Below are 6,625 nucleotides of genomic sequence, written 5' to 3'. Positions count from 1 at the left end.
CTCCTTCCCACCCAGAACTTTTAGATTTCCTTGCTTGGGAAACCATGAATGATTTTGACTGGAGCATAAAAAAATTAATCCGTCAAATAGTAACTTCAAAAACCTACAAGCAAAGTTCGGCTATTACACCTGAACTTTTTGCCATTGATCCGCAAAACAAATGGTATGCAAGAGGACCTAGAAGAAGATTAAGTGCTGAACAAATACGAGATCAATCATTGGCAGTATCAGGCCTTTTATCAAATAAAATGTACGGACCAAGTGTCAAACCTCCACAGCCTGAAGGAATTTGGCAAACCGTTTATAATGGAGAGTCATGGACGGAGGCAGAAGGAGAGGATCGCTATAGAAGGGGCTTATATACCTTCATTAAAAGAACCAGCCCCTACCCTTCCTTTATTACTTTTGATGCTGGAAGTAGAGAGGTTTGTATTAGTCGTAGAATTGTAACTAATACTCCGCTGCAAGCATTGGTAACTCTGAATGATCCAGTTTATGTAGAGGCGGCAGCTCACTTGGGAAAATTGATGAATGATTCAAGTTCTGAGCCAAATGAAGCAATTGCCTTTGGATATAAAAAACTGGTGCTTTCTCCCATTTCTGATCAAAAATTAAATGCTTTAACAAGTTTGTATGAAAACTCATATTCTGAGTTTAAACAGGATAGCACTTCTATGAAATCATTTTTTAAAATCGATGGTATAGAAACTACACCTGAATTGGCGGCAATGGCTGTGGTTGCAAATGCATTGCTAAACTTGGATGAGTTTCTAACCAAACCATGATATGAAACAGGTCGAAAATTTAATTAATGAGCTCACACAGCAAAAGCTGGAAAGGCAGACCAGACGACACTTTCTAATGGATTGTGTTAGCAAAATGGGAGGGTTAGCTCTTGCCCCTTTAATGTTTGGTTGCGAAAGTGGGATTCAAAAAAAACCTTCCGGTCTAAATTTAAGCGAGAGAGACCTAAACCCTTTGGCTCCTCTCCCTCCTCCATTTGGAGGGAAAGCTAAGTCGATTATTTATCTTCATATGGCAGGAGCTCCTTCACAATTAGAGCTTTTTGATTTCAAACCTGAATTAGCAAAATATCACAATCAACCTTGTCCCGAATCTCTTTTGGAGGGTCGTAAATTTGCTTTTATAAGAGGAGTTCCAAACTTACTTGGCCCACAGGCAAACTTTGCACAGCATGGGGAATCCGGAGCTTGGGTTTCTGATTTCTTACCGCATTTCTCTAAAGTGGTAGATGAAGTTTCTTTCCTAAAAGCCGTTCATACGGATCAGTTTAACCATGGTCCTGCCCAATTATTCATGCAAACAGGAAGTCCCAGATTAGGCAGACCAAGTTTGGGAAGTTGGGTTACTTATGGCCTAGGGACAGAAAACCAGAATCTTCCCGGCTTTGTAGTTTTAACTTCAGGAGGAAAAACTCCTGATGCCGGCAAAAGTGTTTGGGGAAGTGGATTTTTACCTTCTGTTTACCAAGGTGTTCAGTGTAGATCCAAAGGCGATCCTGTTCTTTATTTGAAAGATCCAGAAGGAATGTCCAGAGATATGAAGAAAAATATTATCTCTACGATTAATAAAGTAAATAAAGAGGAATTTGATGCTTATGGGGATCCTGAGATTTTAGCCAGAATCAACCAATATGAAATGGCTTACCGAATGCAAATAGAAGTACCGGAAGTGATGAATATCAATGATGAGCCTGAATATATTCATGACCTTTATGGAACAAAACCCGGAACTGAATCTTTTGCAAACAATTGTTTATTAGCTAGAAAGCTTGTCGAAAAGGGTGTACGGTTTGTTCAATTGTATGATTGGGGATGGGATACTCATGGTACCGATCATGATGGATCCATTGATATGGGGCTTAGAAATAAATGTCGGGAAATCGATAGACCTATGTCTGCACTTCTTTTGGATTTAAAACAAAGAGGCCTATTGGAAGACACCTTGGTAGTTTGGGGTGGAGAATTTGGAAGAACTCCTATGCAAGAAAACAGAGAAGGAAAAACTCAAAGCTTTTTGGGTAGAGATCATCATGGAGATGCCTTTACCATGTGGATGGCAGGAGGTGGAATCAAGAAAGGAGCTAGCTACGGCCTTACAGATGATTTTGGGTTCTCTGGCATAGGAGAACAGGTTTCCGTTCATGATATTCACGCTACGATATTGCATTTGATGGGTTTTGATCATGAGCAATTCACCTATGAATTTCAAGGAAGACCTTTTAGGCTAACGGATGTAGAAGGTGAATTAATCAGAAATATTTTAGCCTAAACATGCGGTCAATCAATATTTTCTTTCTCACCCTCTTTTTGGGAATGGTCCCGTTTACTTTATTGGCTCAAAAGAGAATCATGTTTTTCCAGACCGATTGGGGAAACGAGTTACCGATGGATGAATTCTTAGCAAAAGTGAAAGCTGATGGTTATAATGGGATTGAAGTATGGATGCCAAATTCAGATGAAGCTAAAGCAAAGCTCAAATCTGGTCTAGAGAAATACGATCTACGGATAATTTTCCTAAATGGAACCAATAGGGGCCTACCTTATAAGGAAGCTTTAAAAGCTTACGAAGCAGGTTTAAGAGGAATTTTGGCTTGGAATCCAGTTAAAATAAATAATCATACGGGAAGTGATTTCTGGACGGAAGATCAAAATCTGGCATTTTTAGAAATTGCTGAAAGATTTTCAAAAGAGGCCGGAATACCCATCATTCATGAAACCCATAGAGGGAGATTTTCTTACACTTTGCCTGCTTCAGTTTCAATGCTAGAAAGATTTCCGGATTTAAAATTTACGCTTGATATCAGTCACTGGATGGTCGTCCATGAGCGTTTGATCAACAAAAACGACAGCAATCTTCAAAAAATCTTGCCTTCTGTTTCTCATATCCATGCAAGAGTAGGATTTGCTGAAGGACCTCAAATAAATAATCCAGCAGCTCCAGAATGGGAGAATGCTGTAAATACGCATTTGGATATTTGGGAAGAAACCATTCGGAATTCGAAAGATGAAATATTCACCATAACAACTGAATTTGGGCCTCCACCCTATTTGCCAACTATCCCGTTTACCAATAAGCCGATTGCAGATCAATGGGAAGCCAATGTTTATATAATGAAGGCCATAAAAGAAAGATTTTCGAATGATTGATTTTATTCTCCCTCTTTTTGGTCGTTTTCATCCAATTCTGGTTCACCTTCCTATCGGGATTCTCGCATTTGGAATCATTTTGGTTTTTCTTTCTAAAAAAGGTTCTACTCAATATTTGGAATCTATTAGACTTGCCTTTCTGCTGGGTGGTGTTGCAGCAGTTTTCTCTTCAATTTCAGGCTTTCTTCAATATCAGAATGAAGGCTTCTCTTGGGATACAGTTCAATTCCATCTTATTTTCGGATGGGCTACCGTACTCGCATCATTTTGGCTTTATTATGAAGCAAAAAAATCAACATCCTTTCCTGAGAAATTTAAACTCAAATCTTCAGGCCTATTCGCTTTGATGCTATTTACCGGTCACTTAGGAGGGAACATTACGCATGGCGAAGAATATTTAATTGAAGTTTTACCTCCGGAATTACAAAGTCTATTAGGTTTTGAAAAAGAGCCGGAAAAAGGATTGGTTTTACCTGAGCAAGGTTGGGAGCAACTTGCTTACTATGACCAAGTAATCCAGCCAATCATAAATCAAAACTGCAAGAGTTGCCATAATCCTAAAAACCTAAAAGGAGAATTAGATTTAACTTCATATGAAGCTCTAATAAAGGGAGGAGAAGATGGAAGTATATTAACTAGTGGAAATGCTGATCAAAGTGCTTTATATTCAAGATTAATCCTCCCTAAAGATGACGAGGATCACATGCCTCCAAAAGAGAAACGTCAACCTGAAAAAGAGGCCATTGAATTGATCAAAGCTTGGGTTGAATTGGGTGGTAATACCAGTTCAAAACTAGGTGATGCAAATATCAAAATGGAGATTTTAGAGCCATTCTTCCATCGAATGGAAAAGCCATTTTACCCAGAAATTAGTGTTGAAAAAGTTTCAGATGAATCAATGGCACAACTAAAATCCGAAGGATTTTTTGCAGAGCTTACTTCAGAAAATTCTAATTGGCTGACAGTTTCTTGCATCAATTTTCAAGACTTTAAAGATCAGAATTGGACTTTGCTAAACCCTATAAAAAACCAACTTGTCTATTTAGATTTATCAGGAACTCAGATCACTGATCAGATACTTGATAGCCTTCAAACTCTTCCTAATCTGACTGTATTGAAATTAAACAGGACAGCTATCTCTGGCTCAAAATTGGAAGGATTAAATTCCTTGAAGCATCTTAAGCATCTATATATCAACAAAACCCAAATCGAAACTGATGGAATCAAATCATTAGATAATCATCCGTCTCTAGAGAAAGTTTTTGCTTATGATACTCCGATATCAGAGGCTGAAATGAAGGAGAATTTTAGTTTCTATTTAGAAATTGGAAATTACAAATTGCCTGCACTTCCAACCGACACGATCGAGTATTAACCTAAATTCTGGTTTATTTCTTCCGGATCAAAACCTAAAGTCAAAGCCCCGTTTGGATATAATATAATCGGTCTTTTGATCATGCTGGACTTCTCAACCAATATTGGCAATGCAGTTTCTTCATTTTCAAGAGCAGCCTTTTCTTGGTCAGAAATTTTTCTAAAAGTCATACCTTTACGGTTCACAAGTGAAGCTAAATCTGTTTTTTCAAGGAATCCTTTAAGCAATTCAATGGTAGGTTTTTCTTTTTTATAATCGAAAAATTCATAATCAACTCCCTTTTCATTCAAGAAGTCAAACGCTTTTTTCATCGTATTACAATTCTTGATTCCGTAAACTTTTACTGACATACTACATTTTGTTTTGTTGCGAATTTAAGGGATATGTTGATAGCATACTTTTTTTTTGAGCTTGAATGGTTTAAATTCCTTTAAAACTCTGCCTTTTGAAAAACTCAAGGAAATTAGATAAATGTCTTAATTGCGGAAAACAACTTTCAAAATCTGATAATTTTTGCTCCAACTGTGGACAAGAAAATATTGATCAGAAAGTATCAATATTAAGATTTGTCAAGGATTTTATATCTAACTATCTAAACTTTGAAACGGTTTTTTTTCAAACCCTTCCGGCATTTTTCCTTCACCCTGGTAAACTGACAAACACCTTCAATGAAGGTAAAAGAAAAAAGTATATCCATCCGATCCGACTCTATTTAATAAGTTCTCTATTTTATTTTTTCGTGGCAGCCCTGGCTATACCTAAAGATGTGGTGGATAGAATCATGTCTGAATCTATCAATCCAGAGCAAATCAATCAAGATTCAGGTGGAATGGTGAAATTTAATTTTGATGCCGGAAAAAAATTAGATTCTCTTAATAAATCAGGCCGTTTGGATGAACTGAAAGAATTAGGGCTAAACCTGGATTCTACCCAAATGAATGCCAGTGATCTTGAAGATATCAATAAAATAATTGAAGATTCAATCAATCGTGGTAAAAGAGACTGGAGGGAATTAAGAAAACTTGCAGTAGATCTTGAAATTCCGGATTCTGCCTTTGATACTGCTATATCAAAAACTTCATTCAATATTTTTCCTGGACTAGGCTCGGAGCAAAGAAGAAGATTTGTGGCAAATTCAGGGCTCTTCATTTCTAGTGCCATTCAGAATCTCCCCATAATGATGTTTCTTTTGCTACCATTATTTGCCTTTTTTCTTCGGATTCTTTATTTCAGAACTGGTAAATTTTATGTAGAGCATCTCATTCATGGCCTTCATCTTCATTCTTTTGCCTACTTAATCTATGGATTAGGAATACTCTGGATGTTTGAAACAGAAATAGGTGTTGTCCTGGTGTATTTTATTAGTTTTATCTGGGTATCAACTTATGCCTATTTATCGCTTTTGAATGTATCAAAACAAGGCTGGTTTAAGACTTTGCTAAAATTTTGGGTCTTAGGTCTATTTTATTTTATTACACTATTTGTGGCTACTCTACTTGAACTTTACATTTCACTCATCACTTTTTAACAAAAAAACCGGCTATCGCCGGTTTTACATTATTTCATAATTTCCTTTATACTCTCTCGATGAGCATTTAAAATTTCTTGGATGATTTCATCCGTTAAAGCCGTCGAAAGAAATAAACTTTCAAACTGAGAAGGAGCTAAATAAACTCCCCTTTTGAGCATGGCTTGAAAATACTTACCAAACATTTCAGTATCCGATTTTTTTGCTGAATCAAAATCAAAAATTTTATTATCCGTGAAAAACAAAGAATACATGCTTCCCAATCTATTCACAGTGAAGTTTAAGCCTAGTTCATTATTGATAGCTACAATCCCATCGGAGATTAATTCACCGATATGATTCAACCTTGCATATTCCTCAGGATGTTCATTTAAATGTGACAACATAGCCAATCCCGCTGCCATGGCAATAGGATTTCCTGAAAGCGTTCCAGCCTGATAAACAGGCCCTGAAGGAGAAACAAATTCCATAATCTCCTTTTTACCTCCATAAGCTCCTACTGGCATTCCACCACCGATGATCTTGCCTAATGTTGTCATATCTGGAGTTACC

7 protein-coding genes are annotated in these 6,625 nt (G+C 37.0%); 5 read left to right on the top strand and 2 right to left on the bottom strand.

Features of this window, described 5'->3' with window-relative positions; genetic code table 11:
* From Q0L68_RS14395 to Q0L68_RS14380, 4 genes are all read left to right on the top strand, one after another.
* Positions 1 to 785: DUF1553 domain-containing protein (locus Q0L68_RS14395; RefSeq protein WP_296704527.1), on the top strand; the 785-nt coding region annotated here is incomplete at its 5' end.
* A 1-nt stretch (position 786) separates the two neighbouring features.
* Positions 787 to 2,292 (top strand): DUF1501 domain-containing protein, encoded by a 1,506-nt coding sequence (locus Q0L68_RS14390; RefSeq protein ID WP_296704525.1) that lies wholly within the window; start codon positions 787 to 789, stop codon positions 2,290 to 2,292.
* 2 nt (positions 2,293 to 2,294) lie between these two features.
* Positions 2,295 to 3,170 carry a sugar phosphate isomerase/epimerase gene (locus Q0L68_RS14385; RefSeq protein WP_296704523.1) on the top strand — a complete coding sequence of 292 codons (876 nt, stop codon included), beginning with the start codon at positions 2,295 to 2,297 and terminating at the stop codon, positions 3,168 to 3,170.
* Entirely contained in the window at positions 3,163 to 4,545 is a 1,383-nt protein-coding gene (locus Q0L68_RS14380) for a c-type cytochrome domain-containing protein (RefSeq protein ID WP_296704521.1), read from the top strand. The genes Q0L68_RS14385 and Q0L68_RS14380 overlap by 8 nt, the downstream gene beginning before the upstream one ends.
* Here Q0L68_RS14380 and Q0L68_RS14375 read toward each other — a convergent pair.
* Positions 4,542 to 4,895, bottom strand: coding sequence for a Spx/MgsR family RNA polymerase-binding regulatory protein (locus Q0L68_RS14375; RefSeq protein ID WP_296704518.1), 354 nt, complete (start codon positions 4,893 to 4,895; stop codon positions 4,542 to 4,544). The genes Q0L68_RS14380 and Q0L68_RS14375 overlap by 4 nt on opposite strands.
* A 95-nt stretch (positions 4,896 to 4,990) precedes the next feature.
* Between Q0L68_RS14375 and Q0L68_RS14370 the strand changes: the two genes are divergently transcribed.
* Positions 4,991 to 6,073: a DUF3667 domain-containing protein gene (locus tag Q0L68_RS14370; protein WP_296704516.1), complete on the top strand. Its 1,083-nt coding sequence runs from the start codon at positions 4,991 to 4,993 to the stop codon at positions 6,071 to 6,073.
* Positions 6,074 to 6,102: 29 nt separating this feature from the next.
* Here the strand turns inward: Q0L68_RS14370 and Q0L68_RS14365 are convergent.
* The coding region (locus Q0L68_RS14365) for an aminotransferase class III-fold pyridoxal phosphate-dependent enzyme (RefSeq protein ID WP_296704513.1) at positions 6,103 to 6,625 on the bottom strand (523 nt) is incomplete at its 5' end.

The sequence above is a fragment of the Algoriphagus sp. genome, assembly GCF_024642405.1.
Classification (GTDB): Bacteria; Bacteroidota; Bacteroidia; order Cytophagales; family Cyclobacteriaceae; genus Algoriphagus.
This window is presented reverse-complemented; position numbering and strand designations above follow the sequence as displayed.

Coding starts and splice junctions, on each gene's coding strand:
- Q0L68_RS14390 (WP_296704525.1), top strand. CDS start 787: ATGAAACAGGTCGAAAATTTAATTAATGAGCTCACACAGCAAAAGCTG.
- Q0L68_RS14385 (WP_296704523.1), top strand. CDS start 2,295: ATGCGGTCAATCAATATTTTCTTTCTCACCCTCTTTTTGGGAATGGTC.
- Q0L68_RS14380 (WP_296704521.1), top strand. CDS start 3,163: ATGATTGATTTTATTCTCCCTCTTTTTGGTCGTTTTCATCCAATTCTG.
- Q0L68_RS14375 (WP_296704518.1), bottom strand. CDS start 4,895: ATGTCAGTAAAAGTTTACGGAATCAAGAATTGTAATACGATGAAAAAA.